We start from the raw sequence: 22981 nt of genomic DNA on the forward strand, positions 1-22981 counted from the left end.
CAAAACAAGATGAGCTGCGTGCTCAATTAACTCAGGTTTGGCTTGTTGAATGGTTTGAGCCGATAACTCACAAATCTGGGCATAGTTGAGTGTGTCCTCAAGTTTGTCAGACTGCGCTGCTCGGCTCAAATCATTATGGATGGTTAAATCCAACATTAAAGGTTGAATAATTTGTCTTTCCCAGTTGAAACAGCCAATCACTGTCTCAACCTTCAAGCCTTCAATAATAATGGCATCCATAAATTTAAACTGACCTTAGTGCTTTAACAACGAAGCAGGTTCCATATTTTGAACCATTTTCAAACGTTGGTCTGCATAAATATCAGTATATGGTGCGAGTACGCGCATAAAACGATCGAAATAAAGCATTTGCTTAAATAACAAGGCAAAATCACGTGGGAATTTAATCCCGTGGCGCTCTCCAACCCCTACCATATCCATCATGATATCGTTTAAATCAGCTGGATTTGAAGCGAGAATTTGTTGAGGATCAGACATTAATACGCCATTAAATAAGCGCTCTAAATCTTGTGCCAATACATCAACATCAACTTTGTTATGAGTCATACCCATTTTCAGCATATTTTCAGCCATTGCCTGATAATCAGTTTTTTGCAATGCATCCATAAAGGCCATACATGCCGTCCAGACTTCTGGCTTTAACTGACCGACAATACCAAAATCGATAAAACCAATTCGACCATCTTCAAGCAACATTAGGTTTCCAGCATGTAAATCCGCATGGAAACTCTTGCATAGCATGAGGCTACCGAACCATGTATTCATGGCAGTAATTAGTACTTGCGATGGATCTTTAGCATATTGTTTTACGACACTAAAGTCAGTCAAAGACACACCGTATAGGCGTTGCATGGTCAAAACACGACGTGTAGAAAACTGATGATAAACTTTAGGCGCAGTCGCAGCTTTGTTTTGTGAAATATTCAGATATTCAATAAAGTCATCTAAGTTTTGTGCTTCTTCAATGAAATCGACTTCACGAACCATACGGCTTTTAATTTCATCAACAATTTCGGAAAGAGCAGCAAATTTGATTTTTGGTACCGCACGCTCAAGCAGCTTGGCAGCCCAATGCACCACACTTAAGTCTGTATATAAAATGGTTTCAACGCCAGGCTTTTGTACTTTAATAACAACATCTTCACCTGTAGTCAGTTTAGCTGCGTGAACCTGAGCAATTGATGCAGAAGCTAATGGCTTTTCATCGATATAGCTAAAAATCTGGCTTAAATCACGCCCTTCAAACTCAGATGCAAGCACACCTTGAATATAACTAAATGGAAGTGTTGGAGTCTGGTCTAAACAACCTTGAAATTCTTCTACATATTCTCGTGGGAAAAGTGATGGTGTACTCGCAATAAACTGACCAAGCTTAATATAAGTTGAACCAAGTGACTCAAAAGTCTCTCGCATGAGTTTGGCGTTACTTGGTTTTTCAGTTGCGTATTTAATTCCAGCTTTGGCCGCAACCACTGCTGTTTCACCAATGCGGGCGACGGAACGTAACCCATCAAACAAAATATTTTTTTTCATATTTCTTCAAAACCAAATCATTCAGGTTGAGTGTAGCAAATTTTGTTTAATTTACTGATTAGCTTGCCTGACAAAGTGGGCAATTTACATCTTTATCAAAACTAACAATCCGTTGTGTCATATTTAAACCATCCCACAATAATAGTTTCTGCTTTAAAGGTGTACGATTTAAACCTAAATACAGCAAAGTGTGATGTGCTTGTAATGACGCTATCATTACAGGAGTAGTCGCAAGTACCCCTGATTCTGCACAGCGCAGTCCTTCATTGCTATGTTGTTCTTTCGGAAAAAGGCACTCATAACAAGCTGAATCTCCTTCAACCATAAACATTTGTGCCTGAAAACCAATTGCTGAAGCACTAATTAATGCGACCTGATGTTTCTTACAAGCTGCATTTACCAAATAGCGGGTTGTAAAATTATCACATCCATCTAAAACCACATCTTGGTGTTCAACCAGTCTATCAATGTTATGTTCGTCTAACCGTTCGTTATAGTATTCAACACAGATATAAGGGTTAATTTTCTGTAAACGTTTAGCCAAAATTTCTGCTTTATAACGTCCGATATCTTCATGACCAAATGCAATTTGACGCTGTAAATTACTTATCTCAATAGTATCTGCATCAATCAGTGTAATTTTCCCAACCCCTGCTCGCGCAAGTAGCTCTGCACTGCTACAGCCTATTCCACCCGCACCTACAATCAGTACATTAGCAAGTTTGAGTTTTTCCTGAGCTTCAATATCCCATCCATCAAGTAAAATCTGACGGCTATAGAGATGCATTTCTTCATCACTTAACTCTACAAAATCGATATCTTGAAGCTCGGTCACGCGTTAATCCTTTCACTTAGAAGCGAAATGATTTTATGACTAAGTTCGTTATTATGAAAGCTATAAAATAGAAACAACTTTTTTATTCTAATAAACCTTATTTACCAACATTGCATCTATCAAGCTTTCTGCAACAATAGAAATATCTATTTTCTTTATTACTTAGGCTAAATATGACGCAATCATATATTGCACCTGTAGAGTTAGAAAAAGCTTATCGTTTGTTAAATCATGGTCCAACTGTCCTAGTTTCTGCACAACATGGTGATGACCGCAATGTAATGGCTGCCGCTTGGGCATGTGCCTTAGAGTTCAAACCAGCCAAAGTGTCCGTGGTTCTCGATAAAAGTACTAAAACCCGACAGCTCGTTGAGCAAAGTGGCTATTTCACACTACAAGTTCCCTGCTATGCACAGCTCGATCTGACTCATCAGCTTGGAACCATTAGTAAGCTAGATGATCCACAAAAACTTGAGCACTGCGGAGTTGAGCTATTCTATCAAGAAGACCTGAGTAGCCCGCTTGTATCAGGTTGCATTGCATGGCTTGTCTGTAAACTTATTCCAGAACCGCATAATCAGTCAGCTCATGATTTATTTATTGGTTCTGTTGTGGGTGCATGGGCAGATAGCCGCGTTTTTAGAGATGGGCACTGGCATTTTCAAAATGCACCGAAAGAACTTCGAAGCCTGCATTATATTGCTGGAGGAACCTTTTATTTAATTGGTGAAGAAGTCAAAGCTCAGCTTTAATCAAAAAAAACTGACTTTACTTAACTTTCTGAATTTCATCGAATTGAATTCAAACTAGAAAATTTCTGCTCAATGGCAAAAGACCGCATAACAATTGCGGTCTTTTGCAGTCAGTGACTATTTTTAAAATCTCGTATTTAAACTTGAGCAACTTCACGAGCAATCACCAAACGTTGAATATCCGAAGCCCCTTCATAAATCTGGCTTACACGAACATCACGATAAATTCTCTCTACAGGGAAATCGCTCACGTAGCCATAACCGCCATGAATCTGGATTGCATCCGAACACACCTGCTCAGCCATAGTTGATGCAAAGAGTTTCGCCATTGAGGCTTCTTTTAAACAAGGTAGTCCCGCATCCTTTAAAGTTGCAGCATGCAAAACCAACTGATGTGCAGCTTCAATTTGGGTTGCCATATCAGCTAAGCGAAAACCAACTGCTTGATGCTGAACCAGCTCTACACCGAAGGCCTTACGTTCATTTGCATATTGCACAGCCGCATCAAAAGCAGCTCTTGCCATTCCAACAGATTGAGCAGCAATCCCAATACGTCCAGCAGCTAAATTAGATAGTGCAATTTTATAACCTTCACCTTGTTGCCCTACCAAATTTTCTAACGGAATTCGACAGTCCTCAAAAGTAATGGTTGCTGTGTCTGAAGCATGTTGGCCCATTTTGTCTTCAATTCGAGTCACCAAATAACCTTGTGTATTGGTCGGCACAAGAAAGCACGAAATGCCTTTTTTACCAGCTTGTTTATCTGTAACCGCAAACACCAAAGCCACTTGGGCATTTTTACCGCTGGTAATAAACTGTTTTACGCCATTTAAAATCCAATGATCACCATCTCGCTCGGCTTTACATAAAATCGCGCTCGCATCGGACCCAACATGAGGCTCAGTTAAACAAAAACATCCTAGCCATTCACCAGATGCAAATTTTGGCAAATAGGTTTATTTTTGCTGTTCTGAACCGTATGCCAGTGTAATACCGCAAACCAATGAGTTTTGTACACTTACGATAGTCGAAATAGCACCATCACCTGCGGCAATTTCTTCAATTGCAAGCACCAAAGATACATAGTCCATTCCCGCACCGCCCCATTCATTTGGAACAGTCATGCCCATAGCACCTAGCGCACCTAAATCTTTTAATTCCTGAGCAGGAAATTCATGGGTTTTATCGCGATGTGCGGCTGTTGGTTTTAACTGATTCTGCGAGTAGTTACGCATCATCTCCTGAACCATACTTTGCTCAGCATTTAGAATCATTCAAATCCCCTTATTTTTATTATTTTGCTGCCATACGAATCGCACCATCTAGACGGATGACTTCACCATTTAAATATGAATTTTCAGCAATATGCCCAACTAAACGAGCAAATTCTTCGGGTTTTCCTAAACGAGATGGATATGGCACCATTTGTCCCAAAGCATCTTGCACATTTTGTGGCATGCCCTTAAGCATTGGGGTTTCCATAATTCCCGGTGCAATGGTCATAATACGAATAGCATGTCGCGCAAGCTCACGAGCAATCGGCAAAGTCATGGCAACAATAGCGCCTTTAGATGCAGAATAAGCTGCCTGACCAATTTGACCGTCAAATGCTGCAACGGAAGCAGTGTTTACAATAACGCCACGGTCTTCTTCATCTGCTTCAACCGTATTTTTACTCATTGCATCTGCTGCAAAACGCAGCATGTTAAATGTGCCTGTGACATTAATTTGCAGTGTTTTTGAAAATAATGCTAAATCATGAACACCTTCACGGCCAACTACTTTTGCTGAAGGGCCAATACCGGCACAGTTTACTAAGCCATGCAAACGACCATGTTTTACTAAAATATCTTTAAAGAACTGTTCAGCAGCAGCTTCATCGGTTACATCAAGTTTTACAAAGTCAGCTTTTGGCCCCAACTGTTTTACTTGCTGCTCGCCTGCTTCTACATTCATGTCGACCAATGTGACTGAAGCACCTTGCTTTACCAAATACTCAGCTGTAGCAGCACCTAAACCAGAGCCACCACCTGTAATCACGAAATGTTTCCCTTGAATTTTCATTATGTAATGTCCTATAGAAATGTTCTTTAAACTTAGTAGTGAGAGTAAAAGTTGTTGTTTTCCGATACAATTTCAAAAAGCCTCAAAATGTTTGCAGCTTTTGATCAATCCAAATTTTAAATATGCAGTATTTCACTTGAAATATATGAAGAAAATATGAGTCTTTGACATGGTTGTCCAATCTTCTTTAAGTAAAGGCACAATTTCGATTGCACTAGTACATGAAGCACTGAGTGCGGCTTATGCCAAAGGCCTAAATACACAAATAATTCTAAATAAAGCAGGCATTCCCGCTGAATTACTGATGTCTCCAAAGGCTCGTGTACCTGTTACGACATATGCCCAATTATGGATAGAGCTTGCCAACGCCATGAACGATGAGTTTTTTGGTATGGATAGTCATCCCATGCGTCGTGGCAGCTATAAATTATTGACTAAACTTGTCAGTACAGCCGAAACTTTAGAAAAGGCACTCCACGATATTTTGAAATTTTTTAACTTTGTGCTTGATGACATGCGTGGAGAATTAATACGAGATCAAGAAAAAGCTTATTTGGTGATTCATGATCGTGAACAACCTAAACGCATGTTTACCTATGCAACCTTTTTAATATTAGTACACGGACTTATGTGCTGGTTAGTAGACCAACGAATTGGCTTAAATAGTATTAGAGTACGTTGTCCTAAACCGAGCGATATTCAGGATTATCTCGTACGTTTTGGTGAAGATATTCAATTTAATGCCGAGATAAATCGAGTTGAATTCGATGCCCACTATTTAGATATTAAAATTAAAAAAGATAAAAAAGCGCTTTATGATTTTTTAGAACAAACTCCACAAAATCTTTTAGTTCGCTTTAAAAATGAAAATGCCTTGAGCGTTCTTATTCGCCGTCATTTATTGAAACTCCATCCCGCCCAATGGCCCGAACTCAAAGATGTGGCAAAACAACTCAATATTTCAGAAGCCACCATTCAGCGCCGACTGAAACATGAAGGGGGCAGTTATCAACAAATTAAAAATGAAATCCGATGTGATATTGCCGTTGAACGTTTAAGTAAAACGAATGATTCAATTCAAGATATTAGTGAAGATTTAAGTTTCCAAGATCCAAGCGCCTTTCACCGTGCCTTTAAAAAATGGACTGGCGTCAGTCCAGGTGCGTATCGAGATAATTTAACTGCACACAAGCAATAAAATCCACACTCAATGAAGCTTGAGGCATAAAACCTTAAACTTATGATATTTATGTCTTTTAAATTCAATATTTCAGATAAGTGTATTACTTAAAACTTAATAATCACTATAGAAACAGTGATTTATAATTTTATCTAAACTTTTATCTTTCAATCTGATTTACAAATCAAAATAACTAAGTTTGTAAGCCATCAAACGCGTGAAAGGATGATCTCTTATTTCATTTCGGTTCTATTTTTATCATGTCTTTAAAATCAAAATTTTCTTTATCAAAGACTTTGTTGGCATCAACATTGGGGTTTGTATTTACTTCATCTGCTTTTGCAGCAATTCCGACTACACTTAAACTTGATTATGCTTACTACGCACCAACCAGTTTAGTCGTCAAAGATCAAAAACTTCTTGAGAAATCACTCCCAAATACTCAAATTAAATGGGTTTTTAGTCAAGGCAGCAATCGTTCATTAGAATATCTCAATAGTAATAGCATCGATTTTGCTTCTACCGCCGGATTAGCAGCTGTATTAAGCAGAGCGAATGGTAGCCCAATTAAAACTGTGTATGTACAAAGCCAACCAGAATGGACCGCCCTTGTTGTTGCAAAAGACTCACCAATTAAAAGCCTAAAAGACTTAAAAGGTAAGAAAATTGCAGCCACCAAAGGAACCGATCCATTCTTATTTACACTACAAGCGCTAGACACTGTAGGCTTGAGTAAACGCGATGTACAGCTGGTTCATTTACAGCACCCCGATGGAAAAACTGCATTAGAACGCGGTCAAGTAGATGCTTGGGCGGGGCTTGATCCATTAATGGCTTCAGCTCAAATTCAATCGGGCGCGAAATTACTTTATCGTAATGTAGCATTTAATAGTTATAGCGTGCTTAGTGTGAAAGAAGACTTTGCAAAGCAAAGCCCTGAAGCGGTTGAAGCCGTTATTAAAGCCTACGAACAAGCCCGAAAATGGGCAAAAGCCAATCCAGATAAAGTGGCAGCACTTTTAGCTCAAGAATCAAAACTCCCTCTACCTGTGGCTAAGCTACAATTGAGTCGAACCAACTTTGATCAAAGCATTCCATCGGCAACTCAAGCACAAGCGCTAAAACGTTCTGGGAAAATTTTGACAGAAGAAGACTTGGTTAGAAAAGGTACTAACGTCAATCAAGTGGTTGATCAGTTGTTAGATCCTCGCTTTGCTCAAAAAGTCGTGAAATAGTATATGAGTGATTCACTTAACAAAGCTGAGCTAAATCATTTCTTAGCTCAGCAGGCTTTAAAATCGCAGAAAAAGCATTTAAACAATAAATTTACACGTTGGTTTAAAGCGCTACTCATCCCACTCATCTTTTTGGGAGCTTGTGAATTTTTAGTCAGAAATGGATATATCGATGCTTATCTACTCCCTGCACCGACTAGTTTATGGCAATCTTTTTTAGATTTAGCTCATAGCGATCTATTTGCCCATATTTATATTAGTACATGGCGTGTTCTATTGGGTTTTATTATAGGAAGCGGTTTAGGTTTAATTTTTGCAATTTGGGTTGGATTAAGTAAAGAAGCAGAAGCTTATTTAGAACCGACCTTTTCAGCAATTAAATCAATTCCAAGTCTTGCGTGGATCCCTTTGCTATTACTTTGGTTAGGAATTGATGAGGGTTCTAAAATTACATTGATTGCAATCGGAGCATTTTTTCCAACCTACACCAATACAGTTGCAGCAATTCATAATGTAGATAGAAAGCTCATTGAAGTTGGAAAAGTTTATCGGCTTAATGCTTTTCAGCGGATTATATCTATTATTTTACCGGCAGCCTCTCCGGGCATTTTAACGGGTTTACGCAACAGCTTAAGCTTATCTTGGATGTTTATGATTGCAGCTGAACTGATTGCAGCTACTCAAGGGATTGGCTATTTACTCAGTGATGGCCGAGAAACCTCTCGACCAGATATTGTTATCATTGCAATTATTTTATTAGCCCTATTGGGTAAAGTAACCGATACCTTAATGAAACTTATCGAAAATTGGTTGTTACGTTGGCGAGATACACTTCAAAAGTAATTTTAAATCCAGCATGCCAAAGTGACTCGATCATTTTGGCCATAGTCTTGAATGGTTTTAATCTCACTAAAACCATGCTCAGCAAATATATTTCGAACAGCTTGCCCCTGATCATAACCATGCTCTAGTGCAATCCAGCCTTGTGGTTTTAACCAGTTCTTACCTTGAGCAATAATAATTTCAATATCAGCTAGTCCCTGATGGTCTGCAACCAATGCACGGCGTGGTTCTGTAGCCAAAGCTTGCATGTGTTCATCTTCAGGGTCGATATACGGCGGATTAGAAACAATTAAATCAAATTTTTGTGGCTCTAGTGCTTCAAACCACGCGCCGCAAGCGAATTTTACACGTTGCAAATTATGAGCTAATGCATTTTCTTTTGCGACTTCTAAAGTAGGTGCATAAATATCAGTTGCTGTGACGAACCAATCCGGACGTTCACTCGCTAACGCAAGCGCAATTGCACCTGTCCCCGTTCCTAAATCAACAATATTTGCAGTATTTGGCAAAGTTAGATTTAAAACGGTTTCAACTAAAATTTCAGTATCAGGTCGTGGCACTAAAGTATCAGATGTTACTTTTAAATCGAGCGTCCAAAATGGCTGTGAACCCGTTACATAAGCTAAAGGTTCACCTTTTTGAATACGTTCAAGACCAGCTACATAGTCTTGCTCTTGTTGGGCAGTTAACTCTTGCTCAAGTCTAAACTTTAATTCAAGCGAATTGATTTTTAGAAAATGCTCAAGTAACCAAGCATTTTCTTGTCGTTCATAACTGTCAGGCTCACCACGAATTGCAAGCGCTTGAGCAATATTCATTAGCCGCCATTTTCCTGTGCAAGCATCGCAAGCTGATCTGCCTGATATTCACGATGTAAGCTATCGAGCAATTCAGTTAAATCACCTTCCATAATCGCGTCTAACTTATATAAAGTTAGGTTAATACGGTGGTCAGTCATACGACCTTGTGGATAGTTATACGTACGGATACGTTCAGAACGGTCACCAGAACCCACTAAATCACGGCGCATTTCAGAAGTTGCTGCATCGGCTGCTGCACGTTTTGCATTTTCTAAACGTGATACTAACAAGGCCATCGCTTTAGCTTTGTTTTTATGCTGTGAACGTTCTTCTTGGCACTCAACTACTGTACCTGTTGGAATGTGGGTAATACGTACCGCCGAATCGGTTTTGTTAATGTGCTGACCACCTGCACCAGATGCACGGTAAGTATCAATACGTAAATCTGCCGGATTAATTTCAACGTTAGTATCAACATCAATTTCAGGCAAGATTGCAACTGTACAAGCAGAAGTATGAACACGGCCTTGTGACTCAGTCGCTGGAACACGTTGTACACGGTGAGCACCACTTTCAAACTTCAAGCGGCCATACACACCATCGCCATCTACACGGCAAATGATCTCTTTAAAGCCGCCATGCTCACCTTCATTTTCAGAAAGGACTTCAATACGCCAATTTTGTGTCTCGGCATATTTACTGTACATGCGGAATAAGTCACCAGAGAAAATTGCAGCCTCATCACCACCCGTTCCAGCGCGAATTTCTAAATAAGCTGCATTAGAGTCATTTGGATCTTTTGGAATCATCAAAATATTGAGCTGGCTTTCTAACTCTACAAGCAAATCTTTATTTGCTTGAATTTCTTCTTCTGCCATATCTTTAAAGTCAGGATCAGACTTCATCATTTCAGCAGTTTCAATATCTTCTTCTGCTTGACGGTATTTGCCCCAAACTTCGGTAATTTCAGATAAATCACTATGTTCGCGAGACAATTTACGGAAACGTTTGTTATCGGAGATGACTTCCACATCTGCAAGCAACGCGGTAAGTTCTTCATGTCGATCACAGAGTTGATCAAGTCGTAAACGGAGTGACGCTTTCATAAAAGGAAATATCTCAAAAGTCCAAAAAGCTTATCAAATGCTATATAAATAGAAGATAAGCAAAATCGTAAAAATAGCGCATAGTTTACAGATTATGCCACTTAAATGACATATATAATCAGCCAATTCATCAACTTTCACCGTAAGTAAAGGCTTATCGATATAATGATTTCAGATGAGATTTATTTACTCGCCTATAATTTAGCTTTCGCTATAAAAAATAATAAGCCACGTTTTTCACTCAACTAGTAATAGAGGCTTTATTTTTAAAACCTCTATTATCTTGTCTATTTACTTTAATTTTTCTAATAATGTTTTACCGACAAGAATAGCTGAGGCCGGATTTTGCCCTGTAATAAGTTCACGATCCACCACCACATTTGGAGTCCATGCACTTGTATTACTTTGATATTTACCCCCAATTGACTGTAATGCCGTTTGTGGATAGAACTTCATTTCACCACCTTTTAATAAAGCCTTCGCTTGCTCTTCCTCTTGGTTACTAATCACAGTCATCCGATAATTTTTATAAATCCACTCACCAGTTTTTACAGTTTTGCCTTGCTCAAGTTGCTTAACCACTTCCGAAGCATTAGGTAATGTTGACATCAAAGCTATAGAGCCATGACAAACCAGTGCTGTAGGTTTTCTAGCTTGATGAAAAGCTGTCAGAACTTTCCCAAGCTGTTTATCTTTTAATAGATCTTGCATAGGTGCATGTCCACCTGGAATATAAATAGCATCAAACTGATCAATACCAATTTGCTCAATACGAGACAGGCTTAAAACTGGAGAATCTTGAGCAGATGTTAACTTTAGATCATGCAATAAGCCTGCATATTGCTTTAATGCTTTTTCATCTTGATTAAAATACATCGCACTATTTGATGACTCATCTAAAGTTGGGGCTTTCCCTTTTGGGGTAGCAAAAGTTACTGTGTGCCCTGCATCTAAAAGCATTTTTGTAGGCTGCATCAACTCATTTAAATAAAAACCAGTTTTAAAAATATGGCCATTTTTTAGCTCTAGCTGCCCCTCATCAGACAATACAACTAATACATGAGCGGCATTTGCACTGAACGCCACTGAAGTTGTAATTACTGCAAACATGATTTTACTAAGTGTTTTCATCATTCGACCTTCATTCCAGCCTTGTGCTGGATTTATAACTGGGATCGATATATTCTATTTTTGCCAGCAAGGTAGAAAAACAACCACATTTACAAATATTTTTTGCGTTTGAGGACAAAATGTCTCGTCAATTTGATCATCTTGCCGATGTTGAAGTGTTTTTAATTGTGGCTGAAAAGCTTTCTATTAGTGCAACTGCAATTCATTTGTCTACCACACCTTCAGTCATTAGTAGAACAATTACACGGCTGGAGAAAAAATTGGGTATTCAGTTTTTTAGAAGAACGACTCGCCATCTGAGCTTGACGGAAGCAGGCCAACTTTATTACGAAAAAATGCAGCATGCTTTTCAGTTAATTGACCATGCAGAGCGTGTAATTCAAGGCGAACAATTGCAAATTTCTGGGAAAATCAAATTAAGTGTTCCTACAACTTATGGACACTATCGTTTACCACCCTTATTAGAAAAATTCCTTTTGCAATATCCAGACATTCAAATTGAAATCAGCATCTCTAATCGCAATGTTGATTTAATTGCTGAGGGTTTTGATTTAGCCATTCGTCAAGGGCATCTGCCTAATAGCTCTCTTGTGGCCAGACCGCTAGAACTTGCCCCTCTTCAACTGGTTGCTTCTCCAGATTATTTAAAGCGCGAGGGCATTCCTCAGACTTTAGAAGAGTTAAATCATCACCAATGTATCGCTTTTGAATTACCAAGTAGTGGCAAAATAATCCCATGGTTCTTTAAAGATGGTGATCATGAAATTCAGTGGATACCAACAAATCGGATTTTAGTAAAAGAAGATATTTTAGGTGTAGTTTCTCTTGCTGAAAATGGATTAGGGATATGTCAGAGTTATAACTTTATTGTTAATGAAAAAATTCGACTAGGAAAATTACAGCCTTTACTTGAGACTTATGCAGGTCACTCACGCCCCTTCTCTTTATTGTATGCACAGCATAAACATATGTCTTCTGCGACAAGAGCTTTGATCAATTTTCTCTGTTCAGATCGCGAGTAATTAACTCATTAAAATTAAATGAGACTCATATTTATTTATATGGGTATTAAATATTCTATTTTAATAGAAAACATACAAACCAGACACTAAACTACAATAATGAATTGATGGTTCTCCATATTTTGAGAAACGTGTTTTGTTACATTTGCCGTAACAAAAGATATAGCGTCCTGCTGCTAAGGACACGGAGTAGAAAATGAAATTAAATGCTTGGTTATGTAGTGCTGTTTTAGCAACTTCTATGGTTACTGTAGCCCATGCTGACAACACAACACATGTAGCAGCTGCTTCTGCTTTAGGTAGTGTTGCTGGTACAGCAATTGGTAAAAGCATGGGTGGTACATCTGGCGCAACAATTGGTGCTGCTTTAGGTGGTGCTGGTGGTGCAGCAGTTGCAAGTGACCGTCGTCACCGTACAGAATCTGCAATTGGCGGTGGTTTAGGTGGTGGTGCTGGCTATACTGTTGGTAAAAGCATGGGTGGTACAAACGGTGGATACATCGGTGCTGCTTTAGGTGCTGCGGGTGGTTCTGCTTTAGGTAATAAAATTTCTAAAGACCGCGATTATGATCGATCTTCTAAACACTGGAAGAAAAAACACCGTCGTCATCACTAATCAAATTTGATGAAACGACTCTAAGCACCTTCGGGTGCTTTTTTATTAGGATCAATAAATATTCATAACCTCTTACTTGCTCAGCATTTATCCATAAATTAATAGAAACAATACAAACAGACACAAAACTAACGTATCTCCTTTGGGGTTCTCCATAATTATCACGAAATTTTTTATTACATTTATCTCAAGATAAAAATACTGTCCTTCTCAGTAAAAAGGACATGGAGTTGCAAGATGAAAATGAATATTTGGTTAGCTAGCGCATTAATTGCAACATCGTCTATGGTGACAGTTGCACATGCAGATAATGGTACTCGTGTTGCTGCAACCTCTGCATTAGGTAGTGTTGTTGGTACAGCAATTGGTAAAAGCATGGGTGGCACAACAGGCGCAACAATTGGCGCTGCTTTAGGTGGTGCTGGTGGTGCAGCCGCTGCTAGTGACCGTCGCAATCGTACCGAAGCTGCTATTGGTGGTGCTTTAGGTGGTGGTGCTGGTTATACCGTCGGTAAAAACATGGGTGGTACCAACGGTGGCTACATCGGTGCTGCGGTAGGTGCTGCGGGTGGTTCAGCGCTAGGTCGTAAAGTTTCTGAAGATCGTAACTACGATGATCGCTATGATCGTGGTAGCCGTTATGATCGAGATGATCGTAGATATGACGATGGTGACCGTCGTTACTATAGTAAAGGTGGTCATCATCGCCGTCATGACAATGGTTTACACCGTGGTTGGTATAAAAATCGCTAATTCACATATGAAACAAAAGAGCACCTTCGGGTGCTTTTTTATTGAGAGGTAAAAGTTAATATCGAAAAAAAACGATATACATTACCCCTTATATATCGTAGTATTTCGATATACCCCTATTCGAGAATATCGCATGCGATCACTTCAAGATACCAAGTTTTCAATTTTGGAACTTGCTCCCATTCGTAATGATAAAACCATCGAATTTTCATTACGTCATGCATTAGAGTTAGCACAACATGCAGAGAAACTAGGTTATGAACGTTTCTGGCTTGCAGAACATCACAACATGGATGGAATTGCGAGCTCTGCTACAGCGGTCTTACTCGGTTTTATTGCAGCACATACACAGCATATTCGTTTAGGTTCCGGCGGCATTATGCTTCCTAACCATGCTCCTTTAGTTGTCGCAGAACAATTTGGAACACTAGCTACTTTATATCCAAATCGTATTGAACTTGGGTTAGGACGTGCTCCTGGTACAGATCAACTTACCATGCGAGCTTTGCGTCGTGGTCATCAAGAAACAGAAGATCAGTTTCCAAGAGATGTTGTCGAAATCTTAAAATATTTTGACGCCCCTCAGGCAGGACAAAAGATTATTGCAACGCCAGGGCAAAATACCCATGTTCCTGTTTGGTTACTTGGGTCTAGCCTTTTTAGTGCACAATTGGCGGCAAAACTTGGACTTCCCTACTCATTTGCATCTCATTTCGCACCACGTATGTTAGGTCAAGCAATTCAGCTCTATAGAGAGAACTTTGAGCCTTCTGAGTACTTAGATAAACCTTATGTTTCTATGGGTGTGCCTGTTGTTGTGGCAGATACAGATGAGGAAGCTCAGTTCTTAGCAACGAGTGCGTACCAACGTGTATTAGGTTTAATTCGTGGCGAAAGTTTAAAACTTAAACCACCGGTTGAATCAATGCAGGGATTATGGAATACAGCAGAACAGCTTTCTGTTGATAACTTCTATGCAATGGCGCAAATTGGTTCTGTAGATACAGTTCGCTCTGGTTTACAAAAACTTTTAACGACATACGATGTTGATGAATTTATTTTCACATGCGATGTATACGATACCGCTAAACGTTTAGAAAGCTTTACACAACTAATGAGCGTAAAAACAGAACTTTAAATTCCCTTCGCATTCCCATACTTGAATTGATTTCGAGTATGGGATGACCATCTATCTGAAAAGACTTTACCCCGACTTCCTGCTTGGTTATTTATATTAAAACGATAAAAACATCATGATTTAAAAACCAAAAGGACTTTTGGAAAAATGAGTATTAATATTAAAAATAACACTTCAAAATCAGCAATTTTTCAAAATACCTCTCAAGATTTTGAAGACTTTACTGGTCAAGTGATTCCATCAACCTCAATTAAAGAATTTGATTTTTCACATTCATCTGTCGCGATTATTGGTACAAATCAAGATACCGTGACCCATCTTGAAAAAATCTGTCAACAAGCAAAATGTGTGACAGTATTTCAAATCACACCTCACTTTATTTTGCCTCATAGTCAAATGGGCACAAATAAGTTAATTACCCATCCTCTCATTATTAAAAACCGGAGATTATTTAACAATCGAGTAAAAAGTCTTTTGGCCTTACGTTTTCTTGATACTCAGGTAAGTGGAACATGGCTTAAGCGCCTTTTAACCCCCAATATGGCAACGGCTAAAAAGGTATTTTTTAAATCTGATAGTTATTATGCAGCACTCCAAAAATCCAACTGTAAATTACAAACTTGGCCCATTGTTAAAGTCAACCATAAGTCAATTCATAGTATGGACGGCATAGAACAACCTGTTGATATCATTATTAGAGCAACCGCATAAAAATAAAAAAGCATGGTTTTTAAGCCATGCTTTTTTTATTTACTCATACTTTTGCAAATTGCCATGATCATCGTAATGCAAAATGACACGTTGTTTCTTTTGCAATTCACTTAACATCTCGGAACTAACCGAAAATTGAGCAGCTAACAGTTCAACAGAACTATTAGGCGCCTTAGCTCTTCGGTCCTCGCCACTAAATCTGATCCAGTTATAACTCGCCCATAAAATTAAAATGAGCGCGCTAATTCCGATGAGTAATGCTAAATGTAATAAGGTCTTAACTTCTGATATATGGTCGACCCAGACATAATCATAAATTAAGTGTCCTTCAAAAACCCATAAAAACAGTGAAACCAAGGGAAATAGCAACCACATCAAACAAAACCAACCGATGGTTTGTAATGTGTAGTTTGCCGTTTTATTTTTGACGTATTCTGGCTGGTCAATATATTCAGGGATATCTAACGTTTCGATATCCTTATTTTCCTCAGGTTTCATGGGTTATCTCCACGGAAGCCTCGGTCTGGGCTTACCCAGCGGGCACGTTTTTTAGTGTTAAATAAAGTCTTTGGTACCGCAACAACACTTGTAAACAAAGTCAGTAGCCAGAAAAATAACGGATACCAAATGACCCAAAAATAATTTCTAAAGAAGCGGCTACGGTCATAGCGTTGATCAATCCACAGACTCACTAAAAACTGGATTAAACATGTTCCGCCGAGTATTACACCATACCACTGTGGCATAAGCGTTTTGATCTGCCATTGCTGAGGCAACTCAATAAACAATCCGACAAAAAATAGCGTAAAGATCAGAATCATGACATAAGACCAGATAATACTGACTAGCGCCTCGATCATGACAGGCCACATTCTACGAACACGCAGTTTGAACATTTGTGGAATATATTCTATTAGAACTTCTACCCCACCTTGTGCCCAACGAAGGCGTTGTTTCCATAACCCTTTAAATGTCTCAGGCATATAGATATAACAAAGCGCTTGTGGAATATACTGAATATCCCAATGATCGAGCTGTAGCTTCCATGAAATATCAATATCTTCGGTAATTTTATCGTCTGACCAAAAACCGACTCGAACGAGAGCTGTTTTACGGAATGCCGCAATCACACCCGACACTGTAAAAATACGGCCATATGTACGCTGCGCACGTTTAATCAAACCAATAATCGAAGAGAATTCACCCACCTGTAATTTTCCTAAAATACTAGATCGGTTTAAAATTCGTGGATTACCCGTTACAGCCCCAATTCGCGGGAAGTTAATAAATGGCTGCATTAACCAAAGTACGGCATGTGGATGTAACAATGCATCACCATCGATACAAACAAGATATTCGTATTTACTAACTAATACGCCTGATCTTAAAGCTACGGCCTTACCCTGATTTTCTGCTAGGTGCACAACCCGAAGTCGTGAATCTTGCGCTGACAATTCATCTAGAATTTCAGCTGTCCTGTCACTACTTCCATCATTAACTGCGATCACTTCAAAATTAGGATATTTGGTTTGCAATGCATAACGAATTGTTTGGCGTACTTGGGCTTCTTCGTTAAAACATGGAATGATGATACTGCATCCTTCGCTGGTGGGTTCAGGAAGTGCTTGTTCACGGTATTCTCTTTTAAAGAAGAACCAAAGTCCCCCTACCATCCATGTCCAAGCCATCAGTAAGGGATATAAAAAGGCAAAAGCAAATAGAATATCGAGTAATACTCTCATTACTTTTTCCCCTCTACCAATTCAGCAAAAGGCTGATACATCACAGGACTAGCATTCAGACTAATCGGATTATATAAATATTGATGAACATCTTTTGATTTTTCAAAGTCATAGCCATCGATACCGAATTTCTGGATTCCGACTCGCTGAATCGAAAAAAGTCCTTGCTGTACTTCTTCCCAAGCAGTTTTTTGCGAGTTTTCTGGTAATTCTAAAGTCAGCATTATTCTTTGCTTATCATTTTCATCAAGTCTATTTAAAAGCATTAACAACTCATTAAATTGCTTTTTCTTACCAATCACATCGAACTTCAAATTGACTAAATCATGTTGTAATAAAAGCGTTTTGATAAGCTCAGGTAGCTTTTCCACATGATCTAAATCAGGTGTAAGCAATAAACTAAACTGCGCCTGATTACTCATGTTTAAATAAGGTTTGACCGCTTTTTTAGTCATTTGACTCAGTTGTGCGAGCTGTTTTGATTGCTCAATACAACTGTTTTCTTGGACTGTTATTTTTTGCATTGCGCAGTTTAAAGCTGTTCCTGCATTAAGCTGAACACCGCTTAAATTACTGTTAAAGCGTGCTATATCTTTAGCCAAATCTACTGTTAAAAATGGCTTATCTTTTTGAGGATAAGCTGGCAACTCTAATATTACCGATTGACCTGCCCGAGTTTGAGCCTGCCATAAACTACGGTTTAAAATATCTTGTTGAACTGGCATTTTATTTGTAGGGAAATAAGCAACATCGTATTGCCCATCTCCGTTTTTATCTTCCAAAGGCTTTAAGATTAGAGCATTGTTTTTTAGGCTATATAGTTTTGATAACAACTGCCCTAGTTTTTCATCGGTCTGAGCATTTTGTGGAGCTGCTAACTGCTTTAAATCCATACTCACTAAGTGACGTGGTTGCTTAAATAAATCTGACTCTTCAAAGTTCAAAATATTTAACATGCCTTCGGTGAGCTGTTCGGCTGTAGGGTTACCTATAACCAAGCTACGCTTGAAAGTTGAATCATTCACACGATTCATACCATCACGACCTAAACTGAAAGAAAACTCAAAGCCTGCTTGCTGCGCTAGTTTTTCCAGTTGCTCATTCACAGCGCCATAAGGCCAAATAATTGCTTTCGGATTAACACCGACTTCTTTTTTCAAAACGGCGTAGGATTTTTTCAAATCCTGCAAAATACGTTGTTGATATTCTGCATCTGTTTCATAACGTGATTGCGATTTTAAATAGGCATAAGAAGTTGCAGCCGGTTGCTCATTACCTTGAGGATTGGCCAATACACCATGATGTAAATCATCACTATGGCTTGCAAACTCGGCTAAGCCCGATGCTTGCATTTCACGAACTTGAGCCCAGTTCACCAAGTTACCCTGCCCATAAGCTTCATAACCTGCCTGAGTATTGCCATTTAACCAACTGGTTGGAAGAGCAAATACTGCTGGAATTTTATATTGCTTAAGTAAAGGAAATACTCGGCTATAACTACTCAACGCACCATCATCGAAGGTCAGTAGAATAGAGTTATGAGGTAATTCTTTACCTTGCTTACGAGCCTCTTCAATATCTTTCAGACGAATTGGTTTCCAATCAGACTGACTGAGCCAATCAAGAAACTGCGCCAGATTATTGGTTTGAATCGCATAAACATCACGGTCGCCTTCTTTTAGGACGTCATCTCGCACATCATGAAAAGTTAAAGAAACCGTATGATTTTTTGGTAGTTCAGTTTCAATGCGGGCATGAGAAAATTGTACGGGTAATAATGTTGAAGCAAACACACAGCTCAACATTTTTGACTTCATATTATTCATTAAAAATGCCCTTCAAATCCGAAAATACCGTAGGTATGTTGTTCATCATGACCATCGTATGGATGGTATTGCCAACCAATTCCATAATTAAGTTGCCAGGTCCGTGAGAGCTGCCATTGATGTTGATATTGCAAAGAATATGTTGGTCGAGCTGAGTAATCTGCTTGTTTATAAAGCCCGACTCCAGCTTCAAAATGCTGTTTAAATGAGCGTTCGTATTCTCGCCAAGTAACCCAGTCATGGCTTAAATTCAACTCAGCACTGTAGTGATTGCTTGGGCTAAAGTAAGCTGTCTGATCTTGGCTATTGCTGCCATAAAATCCACGAACGGTTCCGTAGGTAACATGGTGAGGCGCATCAAATAATCGCTCGCGCCAAAAAGTAGAAAATTCTTGTTGTTTATTACCGTCGCTTATATCAGTTAAACCATAACTTGCCCCAATTTGACGTGACTCATCTTTTTGCCAAGTCAAAGCAGCACGGTAAGCTTGACCATCCTCACCAGCGTCAATTGCCTGTAATGGAATATTAGCTTGACTGTCATATTGCAATTGATATTGCCAGTGATCGTTTAACCATTGCGACCAATCAAGACGAACGCCTGCTTGTCCACCATCTGTACTTTGCGAAAAAATTGCTGACAATGCTTTACGGTTCGCTTGCCACTCAGCACCGACGCCATAACGTTGGTCATGCACATCACCAAAACGATATTCTCCAAAACGGTCTTGATGCCAAGCAAATAGACGATAATTATCTTTAATCCACGGACTATTAAGTCGAGTTTCCATTTCGCGGTCTTTTAAACCATTTTGCCCACTCACAGAATCACTGTTCTCTGCTTTACTTTGGCCCCAAGTTGTTGAGTGCGAGATGGTTGCTCTATCACGATCATCCAACTCCTTTCGACTTTTAATTACACCGCTATCTTCAGGATAATATTGCAAAAGAGTTTCTGTGCTTTTGCGCCACTCTGGAATATCCCCTAAAGCCTGAGCATTTTGCATCTGGTTAATTCGAGTATCTTTGGCAACTGGTGTTAAACCATTTAAACGAGCAATTGTTTGTTTGGACTGTAAAGGTTTATCTCTCCAACGCTCAACACGAGCAAGGTTATTAATTAAGCCTTCGTTGGAAGGTGCAAGATCTACTTGTTTCTGGAAGTGTTTTTCTGATTGATTCAAATGATTTGCATAAGCTAAATGCATACCTTGTAAAGCAATATAATCATCACGATCAGGATGGCTTGATTTATCTACTCCTTTCGCTTGACTATATTTATACGTAGGGATTAACCGATCAACATCACTTAAAAGTTGTTCAGCTTGTTTATATTTTTCTTGTTCAATATATGAGTAATACAATCCAGTATATACCGTCATATCTGAATAGTTTTTTTCAGCAAGCAAGGTTTTAAAAGCAAGCTCAGCTTGTTGCGGCTGTCTTTCAGCCAAATAACTATCAGCGATCGCATGACGAATATAGGCAGGTAGTTTTTCTAGAGGTACATTTAATTTAGTAAATTGATCTAATACCGTACGGCTACGCCCGCGGAAATCTAAGGCATATATATAGTCATAATGGAATCTTAAATAATTAGAATCTGACGGTTGAATCAAAGGCTGCATTTGCTCGCCTTGCTTTAACACAGCATCAAGCTCAGCAAAAGCTTCACTATCTGCCATGCCTTCCCGATTCAAATATTTATAACGAGTAATTGCGTTATTTACACGTTGAGAAAATTCACTTACTTGGAGCCAGTGTTGTAACGATTCTGTTTGTGCATTTTTATCGCTGGCAAGCACTAACTGCTGAGCCTTGTTATAAGCCCCTACAGCCGCTAAGTCATAACTGTATTCTTGTAAAACGGCAAAAGACTTCGGCTGCTGCTTATATGCTTGTTCAATTACAGATAAAGCATCTACAGGCGAATTGATAAGTCGATATGCATAGGCGATTTGTACAAGTTGATCAGTCTTCAGATTTTTAGTATTAATCTTTGCTAACTGTGCTTTGCCATTTACAACATCTTTAGCTTCCGCATATAAAACTGCTAACAAAATCTGTCCATCAGGCGTTTTTTGAATATTAAATTTATTTGACCAAGCAATCGCATCTTTAAAGTGTTTAAAATCACGAAAATTACGTATTAAAGGTAGCTGTCCATATTCTGGAAAAGTAACTAAATTAATATTCGCTAAATGCTGAGAAAAACTTACTAGATCTTTTTTTTCATTTGACATTACAACTAAATAATCAGCTAGCAATTTTTGATCATGCGGATAGGTTTTTAGCAATTGATCTAGTTGAAATATTGCTTGATGAGTTTGTCCAGTTTTGTAAGTGTGAATAGCCTGCTCTCTCAATTCATCCACTTGAGCAGCATATAAGTTGAGAGGCAAGATGTATACCAATGAAAAAACACATTTTTTTAGCATTTTGATAATCGGATAGTCCCATATCGAGGTGGGAAAGTATAATTAAAATCAAAAACTAATCACACAACACAAAAATAATGTGAACTATTTATCATTTTCAAATATTTAATGTATTTTTACATTATTTTTAAAAATATTTAGAAAAATTAATTAATTAGAATTTTTAAACTTACTCAAATATATACATTTCTTTTCAATACTCTTATTTTATTTCACAATTGGATTATAAAAACCTTACAGGCTGATAACCAATAAAAACGTTTTAATAACTTTTTGTTTTATATTTAAAACTTTTATTTTTCTCATGTTTTATATTTAAAACCATTCAATTTAATCACAAATAAATATATATATATAAATTGAATGGTTAAAATAAAGCTTTGATTAAATTAACCAATACGACGTTTTAATCCTGTCATTTGTAAAACGCGCGTTGAAATTTCTTCAATCGACATTTCCGTCACGTTTAAATATTTAATCCCTTCTGAAATATAGATTCCTTCAATTGCTCTAAGTTCCATTTGGCATTGACTAAAACTTGCATAACGACTATTTGCTTTACGCTCACTGCGAATCGCAACTAATCGCTCAGCATCAATCATTAAACCAAATAATTTACTGCGATGTGGTCTTAGTACTGCCGGCAAACGGTTATCATCCAAATCTTCTTCTGTTAAAGGATAGTTTGCAACACGGATACCGAATTGAAGAGATAAGTAAATAGAAGTTGGTGTTTTACCCGAACGAGAAACGCCAATTAAGATTAAATCCGCTTTATCATAATGACGAGTACGCGCTCCATCATCATTATCAAGCGCAAAATGAACAGCATCAATACGAGCTTTATAAGATTCAGAATCGGTTACGGCATGTGTCTGCCCAACTAATGTGGTAGGAGGCGTACCTAACTCTTGTTCCAATTTGCTGATTAAACCTTCAAACACATCAAGATTAACTGCTTTAGCAGTATTAATGATTTCTCGTACGTGTGGATCAACTAAAGTATCAAAGACTAAAGGTAGACAACCATCTTTGGTTTGACATCTATTAATTTCAATCACAACATCCATTGCCGCCTCTTCAGTTGTAATATACGGCATGATATGAATATCAAAATCAACATTGGGAAATTGTGCTAATAACGAATGTCCAAGAGTCTCGGCAGTAATTGCAGTTCCATCAGAAATAAAAAAAACGCTCCGTCTAAACTGTTTACTTTCTGACATTAAAATTCT

General features: G+C 38.4%; 21 protein-coding genes and 1 pseudogene. 9 read left to right on the forward strand and 13 right to left on the reverse strand.

Translation table 11 applies throughout. The annotated features are described in order from the left end of the window. From UC75_RS20350 to UC75_RS05865, 3 genes are all read right to left on the reverse strand, one after another. A partial coding sequence (locus tag UC75_RS20350; RefSeq protein WP_228137114.1) for a dihydroneopterin aldolase occupies nucleotides 1-240 on the reverse strand: 240 nt, incomplete at its 3' end. A gap of 15 nt (nucleotides 241-255) precedes the next feature. Further along, on the reverse strand, nucleotides 256-1554 hold the full coding sequence (locus UC75_RS05860) for an ABC1 kinase family protein (protein ID WP_005306693.1): 1299 nt from the start codon (nucleotides 1552-1554) through the stop codon (nucleotides 256-258). A 58-nt stretch (nucleotides 1555-1612) separates the two neighbouring features. Further along, nucleotides 1613-2389 (reverse strand): HesA/MoeB/ThiF family protein, encoded by a 777-nt coding sequence (locus UC75_RS05865; protein WP_004791496.1) that lies wholly within the window; start codon nucleotides 2387-2389, stop codon nucleotides 1613-1615. A gap of 173 nt (nucleotides 2390-2562) precedes the next feature. Here UC75_RS05865 and UC75_RS05870 point away from each other — a divergent pair, with 173 nt between their 5' ends. Continuing rightward, on the forward strand, nucleotides 2563-3141 hold the full coding sequence (locus UC75_RS05870) for a flavin reductase family protein (protein WP_049837004.1): 579 nt from the start codon (nucleotides 2563-2565) through the stop codon (nucleotides 3139-3141). A gap of 137 nt (nucleotides 3142-3278) precedes the next feature. On the opposite strand, the pseudogene UC75_RS05875 reads toward UC75_RS05870, so the two are convergent. Together UC75_RS05875 and UC75_RS05880 are read right to left on the reverse strand one after the other, a co-directional pair. After that, nucleotides 3279-4415 (reverse strand): annotated as a pseudogene (locus UC75_RS05875) (acyl-CoA dehydrogenase family protein). 19 nt (nucleotides 4416-4434) lie between these two features. Continuing rightward, nucleotides 4435-5205 carry a 3-hydroxyacyl-CoA dehydrogenase gene (locus tag UC75_RS05880; RefSeq protein WP_049837005.1) on the reverse strand — a complete coding sequence of 257 codons (771 nt, stop codon included), beginning with the start codon at nucleotides 5203-5205 and terminating at the stop codon, nucleotides 4435-4437. 169 nt (nucleotides 5206-5374) lie between these two features. On the opposite strand from UC75_RS05880, the gene UC75_RS05885 reads away from it, so the two are divergent. The 3 genes from UC75_RS05885 to UC75_RS05895 all read left to right on the forward strand — a co-directional run bounded on the left by UC75_RS05885 (nucleotide 5375) and on the right by UC75_RS05895 (nucleotide 8463). Continuing rightward, nucleotides 5375-6403, forward strand: coding sequence for an AraC family transcriptional regulator (locus UC75_RS05885; protein ID WP_049837006.1), 1029 nt, complete (start codon nucleotides 5375-5377; stop codon nucleotides 6401-6403). 242 nt (nucleotides 6404-6645) lie between these two features. Beyond that, nucleotides 6646-7620, forward strand: a complete 975-nt coding sequence (locus UC75_RS05890) for an aliphatic sulfonate ABC transporter substrate-binding protein (RefSeq protein WP_049837007.1) — start codon at nucleotides 6646-6648, stop codon at nucleotides 7618-7620. A 3-nt stretch (nucleotides 7621-7623) separates the two neighbouring features. Beyond that, nucleotides 7624-8463, forward strand: coding sequence for an ABC transporter permease (locus UC75_RS05895; RefSeq protein ID WP_049837008.1), 840 nt, complete (start codon nucleotides 7624-7626; stop codon nucleotides 8461-8463). 2 nt (nucleotides 8464-8465) lie between these two features. Here the strand turns inward: UC75_RS05895 and prmC are convergent, their stop codons facing one another. From prmC to UC75_RS05910, 3 genes are all read right to left on the reverse strand, one after another. Further along, nucleotides 8466-9281 (reverse strand): peptide chain release factor N(5)-glutamine methyltransferase, encoded by an 816-nt coding sequence (gene prmC / locus UC75_RS05900; RefSeq protein ID WP_049837009.1) that lies wholly within the window; start codon nucleotides 9279-9281, stop codon nucleotides 8466-8468. Then, entirely contained in the window at nucleotides 9281-10369 is a 1089-nt protein-coding gene (gene prfA, locus UC75_RS05905; protein WP_049837010.1) for a peptide chain release factor 1, read from the reverse strand. The genes prmC and prfA overlap by 1 nt, the downstream gene beginning before the upstream one ends. Nucleotides 10370-10660: 291 nt before the next feature. After that, on the reverse strand, nucleotides 10661-11500 hold the full coding sequence (locus tag UC75_RS05910; protein ID WP_049837349.1) for a type 1 glutamine amidotransferase domain-containing protein: 840 nt from the start codon (nucleotides 11498-11500) through the stop codon (nucleotides 10661-10663). 119 nt (nucleotides 11501-11619) lie between these two features. On the opposite strand from UC75_RS05910, the gene UC75_RS05915 reads away from it, so the two are divergent. The 5 genes from UC75_RS05915 (at nucleotide 11620) to UC75_RS05935 (ending at nucleotide 15740) form a co-directional block, all read left to right on the forward strand. Then, a complete protein-coding gene (locus UC75_RS05915) occupies nucleotides 11620-12522 on the forward strand; it encodes a LysR family transcriptional regulator (protein ID WP_049837011.1) in 903 nt (300 codons plus the stop codon). 196 nt (nucleotides 12523-12718) lie between these two features. Further along, nucleotides 12719-13138: a glycine zipper domain-containing protein gene (locus UC75_RS05920; RefSeq protein WP_005306721.1), complete on the forward strand. Its 420-nt coding sequence runs from the start codon at nucleotides 12719-12721 to the stop codon at nucleotides 13136-13138. Nucleotides 13139-13375: 237 nt separating this feature from the next. Beyond that, complete coding sequence (locus UC75_RS05925; protein WP_005306723.1) at nucleotides 13376-13891, forward strand: hypothetical protein; 516 nt, start codon at nucleotides 13376-13378, stop codon at nucleotides 13889-13891. 133 nt (nucleotides 13892-14024) lie between these two features. After that, complete coding sequence (locus tag UC75_RS05930) at nucleotides 14025-15029, forward strand: LLM class flavin-dependent oxidoreductase (RefSeq protein WP_049837012.1); 1005 nt, start codon at nucleotides 14025-14027, stop codon at nucleotides 15027-15029. A gap of 147 nt (nucleotides 15030-15176) precedes the next feature. Further along, entirely contained in the window at nucleotides 15177-15740 is a 564-nt protein-coding gene (locus UC75_RS05935; protein WP_049837013.1) for a hypothetical protein, read from the forward strand. Between the two features lie 39 nt (nucleotides 15741-15779). Here UC75_RS05935 and pgaD read toward each other — a convergent pair whose 3' ends face one another. The 5 genes from pgaD to UC75_RS05960 all read right to left on the reverse strand — a co-directional run bounded on the left by pgaD (nucleotide 15780) and on the right by UC75_RS05960 (nucleotide 22972). Continuing rightward, entirely contained in the window at nucleotides 15780-16238 is a 459-nt protein-coding gene (pgaD, locus tag UC75_RS05940; protein ID WP_005306731.1) for a poly-beta-1,6-N-acetyl-D-glucosamine biosynthesis protein PgaD, read from the reverse strand. Beyond that, complete coding sequence (gene pgaC / locus UC75_RS05945) at nucleotides 16235-17482, reverse strand: poly-beta-1,6-N-acetyl-D-glucosamine synthase (RefSeq protein ID WP_004791476.1); 1248 nt, start codon at nucleotides 17480-17482, stop codon at nucleotides 16235-16237. Before pgaC ends, pgaD begins: the two co-directional genes overlap by 4 nt. After that, complete coding sequence (gene pgaB, locus UC75_RS05950; RefSeq protein ID WP_049837014.1) at nucleotides 17482-19308, reverse strand: poly-beta-1,6-N-acetyl-D-glucosamine N-deacetylase PgaB; 1827 nt, start codon at nucleotides 19306-19308, stop codon at nucleotides 17482-17484. The genes pgaC and pgaB overlap by 1 nt, the downstream gene beginning before the upstream one ends. Further along, nucleotides 19308-21746, reverse strand: a complete 2439-nt coding sequence (gene pgaA / locus UC75_RS05955) for a poly-beta-1,6 N-acetyl-D-glucosamine export porin PgaA (RefSeq protein WP_049837015.1) — start codon at nucleotides 21744-21746, stop codon at nucleotides 19308-19310. Before pgaA ends, pgaB begins: the two co-directional genes overlap by 1 nt. Before the next feature lie 389 nt (nucleotides 21747-22135). Continuing rightward, nucleotides 22136-22972 carry a pyruvate, water dikinase regulatory protein gene (locus UC75_RS05960; protein ID WP_004791471.1) on the reverse strand — a complete coding sequence of 279 codons (837 nt, stop codon included), beginning with the start codon at nucleotides 22970-22972 and terminating at the stop codon, nucleotides 22136-22138. Nucleotides 22973-22981 lie beyond the last annotated feature (9 nt).

Origin of the sequence: Acinetobacter sp. V2 (genome assembly GCF_001188385.1) — a bacterium.
In the GTDB taxonomy this organism is placed as follows: domain Bacteria; phylum Pseudomonadota; class Gammaproteobacteria; order Pseudomonadales; family Moraxellaceae; genus Acinetobacter; species Acinetobacter oleivorans.